Origin of the sequence: Kocuria sp. CCUG 69068 (assembly GCF_020833785.1) — a bacterium.
GTDB classification, from domain to species: Bacteria; Actinomycetota; Actinomycetes; order Actinomycetales; family Micrococcaceae; genus Kocuria; species Kocuria rosea.
On the sequence record NZ_PDDL01000180.1, the window covers coordinates 1 to 3,948 of the forward strand.

A 3,948-nucleotide genomic window follows, 5' to 3' on the forward strand; every position below is an offset into this window, starting at 1 on the left:
CGAGGCGGTGGGCGCGGCGGAGGCCCCGGGGGCCTCCTGGTCCGGGGCGACCGTGAGCACGGCCCGGGCCGCCTCGCCCCCGGCGCCCAGCACGGCGTAGGCCACCTCCACCGAGGCGGCGTCGGCGGGCCGGTCCGGAGCGGGCGTCAGGGCGAGGACCGGGTGGTCCGGGACCTCCCAGCCCTCGGGCAGGGCGTCGGGCTCCGTGTCCGGGGACACCACGCGCAGGGACCCGAGATCCGTGCGCAGCTCGTCGACGAGCTCGTCCTCGGCCGCGCGGGCCGCGGGGTCCACGAGCAGGAGCCGCACCGTCGCGGGGTCCTCGAGGCCGTCGTTGGCGAGGACGTCGACGAGCGAGGTCTCCCGCTCGGGCACGGTCGACTCGTCGTCCACCGGCTCGAGCCGCACGGTCGCCGCGACGGCACCCGCCGTGGGTCCGGGGGTCGTCGTCGGACCGGCCGAGACGCCGGGGGCGGGCGCGGACGGCGCCGCGGACGCCCCCGGGGCACCGGCGAGGACGACCGCGAAGCAGGCCGCGACCGCGGCGGGGATGCGCAGAGCTGAGATCTTCATGGGGGGTCCCTTGCTGGGCTTCAGTCGGTGAACTCGACGTAGTGGTCGGGGGTGGTGTTGTCGAAGACGCGGACGGCCAGGTCGGCGTCGTGCTCCGCGGAGAAGGCGACCTCGAGGGAGGCGCTCCCGCCGGGGGCGATGGTCGGGAAGGTCTCCATCGGCACGCCCAGCGAGTCGTCGAAGACGGGGGGCGCCGGGGCCTCGCCGTCGACGGCGACCGGGAAGGACCACGGCACGGCGTCGACCGGGGCGGCCCCGGTGTTGGTGAGGGTCAGCGTGAACACCTGCACCGGGGTGCCGGGGGCGGCCCGGACGGGGCGCTCGCCGGTGGTGCCGGGGCGGGGTCCCTCCACGACCGCCTCGAGGGAGTCGTCGAGCCGCTGGGCGGCGCCGAAGGATCCGGCGGCGTCCCGGGTGGCGGTGTCGTCGTAGGGGGCCACGTCGTTGCCCGGCGGGGCCGGGCTGTCGCGGGGCGTCTCCGGCGTCGTGCTTCCGTCCGCCCCCGACGCGGGCGCGGAACCGGCCGTGGCCGCCGGCGGGCTCGCGCTGGACGCCGCGGTGGTGCCGGTCCCCCGGTCCTCGGCGCAGCCCGCCAGCGCGACGACGAGCAGCGCCGCGCAGACGGGTCCGAGCCGGCGGCCGGGGGGCGGGGTGAGGGGAACTGCCATGGGGGGGACTCCTCGACACGGTCCTGGGGGGACCGACCGGCGCCGCGCCGCCTCCGGATGAGCGGTGGCGCGGTGCCGGTCGTTGGGGGTCACGCTACACGCGCGGTTTGCTTTTGTGATTCGCATGACCCGGTGTGGCGCGCGGCGCCGCGGTGCTCAGGGGCAGGGGCGCTTGGCGAGCTCGGCGGCCAGGGCCTGGGCCGAGGCGGTGGAGGAGTTGATCCGCCAGTCCACCTCCTTGTCGAGGTGGAACCAGACGAGCCCCGTGACGTCGGGCTGCTGCGCGAGGTAGTACACCAGGTGCGCGTTCCACTCGGCCTTGGACCCGCCGGCCTCCGCGGTGGCGGTCTCGGCGACGACGATCTCCTTGCCCGGGGCCAGGCGCCGCATCTCGGACAGGCCGTAGGCGAACAGGTCCCACGGCTGCTGCCAGCTGGACCAGCTCTGGGAGGTGCCCCAGTTGTAGCCGTCCAGGGCCACGACGTCGACGTAGTCGGCGCCGGGGTAGAGCCCGTCCAGGGGCGTGGACCCGTAGTACGGCACGTTCGGGTTCCAGACCCACTGGACGTTGTCGGCCCCCGCGCGGGTGAAGATGTCGTGGACGTGGCGCCAGGCGGCGACGTAGTCCCCGGCGCCGTTGCCGTTGACCCCCTCGGCCCACGGGTACCAGTTCCCGTTCATCTCGTGGCCGAAGCGCAGCATCACCGGGGATCCCCAGTCGGCCAGGCGGGTGGCCCAGTCGGTGATGTGGGCGTCGTGGGCGCCGGAGGCGATCGCGTCCAGGGAGTGGGCCGGCTGGTCGATCCCGCCGCCCCAGACCCACGGCTCCCAGGTCAGCAGGGTGGTGGCTCCGGCCGCGCGGGTCTGTTCGAGCTCCCAGGAGGGAACGGGCTGGGCGAAGTCCTTGTAGGAGAGGACGATCGACGGCTTCTCACCGGTCAGGGACGCCACCTCGGCGAGCTCGGTGGAGGCGGCGGGACCACCGGCCGTGCCGACGCCGAAGCGCAGCGGGCACGTGCGGACCTTGGGCTCGGCCGGCACGACGGCGGTCGTCCTGACCGGTTTCTTCGCCGGGGCGAGCGCCGCCGGTCCGGCCGGGAGGTGGGCCGAGGGCGCCGCGTGCGCCGCGGGCACGGCGACGAGCCCCAGGGCCACGGCGGCGGCGGCCGCGGTGAGGGAGCACAGGACACGTGGGGGAACGAAAGCAGGCATGGGGTTCTTCCGACGGGAGCGGGCTCCCCGCCGACGGCGAGCGCGCTGGGGGGTCTCGCACGGGGCCACGAGAATTAGCGAGCGCAAACTACCACCCGCGGGCGGCCGCTCCCCCACCCGCCCGCCGGCCGCGTCATACGTGCTGACCGGACGGGGGGTCCCTCCGTCACGGAACGACGCGGGCCGGCAGTGGACCACGGCCTGGGCCGGGCCAGGGCCGCCGGCTGCATCTCACCGGGGGACGAGCCGGAAGAGGAACCGGGTCCGGACCATGACCCACAGCAGGCCGAGGACCACCACGTAGGCGGCGGTGTTGAGCCACACGTCCCCCTGCTGGAGAGCGGGCACGTTGGCCACGGCCAGGATCAGGAACACGTGCACGATGAACACGTAGAGGGTGGCCCGTCCCAGCGGAACGAGGAACCACCCGAGCGCGCGCTCGAGCGGCCTCCAGTAGGCGCTGAGGACGGCGTAGCCGGCGATCACCACGAGGAGCACGTTCAGCAGCCGGCCGATCCCCAGGTAGGTCCGGCCGAAGTAGGCGTCGTAGACCGTGCGGAACGCCGGCTCCGGCAGCAGGGCCAGCCGGACGTCGTAGGCGCTGCTGGCGTAGGGACTCGACCAGGAGAACAGGGCGAGGGCGACGGCGAGCAGCAGGCAGGCGACGAGCAGCGGCCGGCGGCGCCGGTCGGCGAACCACGTGACGATCTGCCGCCGGTAGAACCCGGTGACCATGCCGAGCACGAAGAGCACCTGCCACACGAGCAGGGGGAACGAGTCCTCGAACTGGGAGGGCAAAAGGCGGATCCGGAAGACCGAGCCCGCGGCGTAGAGCCCGGCGCTGACCAGCAGGACCAGCCAGGCCCAGCCTCGGGCCAGGGCGGCGAGCACGAGGGGGCTCACCAGGAGGAGGATCACGTAGAGACCCATGATGTTGAACTGCCACGGGCCCACCTGCAGCAGCAGCACGGCAGGGATCAGCTGGGCCCGGACGGGGAACTCGAGGAGCCCGTCCATGCCCGCGTAGAGGTCGTACGTGGCGCCGGAGGCCCCCCTGCCGGCGGCGCCGGTGCCCTGGTCGGTGAACGTGGTGACGGCGCCCGCGTCCAGGAAGGGCAGCAGGCTGAGTCCGTAGACGAGCAGCACGACGACCAGCGCGGTGACGTAGAGCTTCCACGCCCGCGCGGCGGTGCGGTCGACGACGGTCCCCAGGTCGTCCTTCGTCCGGGGCCCGTAGACCATCCCCAGCACGGCCCCGGAGAGCAGGACGAACAGCTCGGCCCCCGAGACCACGCCCACGGTCTCCTGGGTCAGCAGCTGGAACAACGAGGTGAGGCCCACGTGGTTGACGACGACGAACACGATCGCGAGGCCCCGCAGCATGTCGATCCGGCTGTCGCGCGGGGCGGGCTCGGCGTACGCCCAGGCCCGGGCCGGCCCCCGCCGCGCCAGGAGCCAGAGGAGCGCGCCCGCGGCGAGCACGGCCGCCGCCGCG

At 74.6% G+C, this 3,948-nt stretch carries 3 protein-coding genes and 1 pseudogene; all 4 read right to left on the reverse strand.

Annotated features, from left to right (window positions below; genetic code table 11):
• Window positions 1-573 (reverse strand): annotated as a pseudogene (locus CRM73_RS18470) (hypothetical protein); the annotation flags it as partial.
• Between the two features lie 20 nt (window positions 574-593).
• Entirely contained in the window at window positions 594-1,241 is a 648-nt protein-coding gene (locus CRM73_RS18475; protein ID WP_035930308.1) for a hypothetical protein, read from the reverse strand.
• Between the two features lie 156 nt (window positions 1,242-1,397).
• Complete coding sequence (locus CRM73_RS18480; protein ID WP_229588706.1) at window positions 1,398-2,453, reverse strand: glycosyl hydrolase; 1,056 nt, start codon at window positions 2,451-2,453, stop codon at window positions 1,398-1,400.
• A 231-nt stretch (window positions 2,454-2,684) separates the two neighbouring features.
• Window positions 2,685-3,948, reverse strand: a 1,264-nt coding sequence (locus CRM73_RS18485; protein WP_229588707.1) for an OpgC domain-containing protein, incomplete at its 5' end; no start/stop codon positions are given.

Bases quoted from the DNA above. Each gene is read 5' to 3' on its own strand.
- CRM73_RS18480 (WP_229588706.1), bottom strand. From the start codon at position 2,453: ATGCCTGCTTTCGTTCCCCCACGTGTCCTGTGCTCCCTCACCGCGGCC.
- CRM73_RS18475 (WP_035930308.1), bottom strand. From the start codon at position 1,241: ATGGCAGTTCCCCTCACCCCGCCCCCCGGCCGCCGGCTCGGACCCGTC.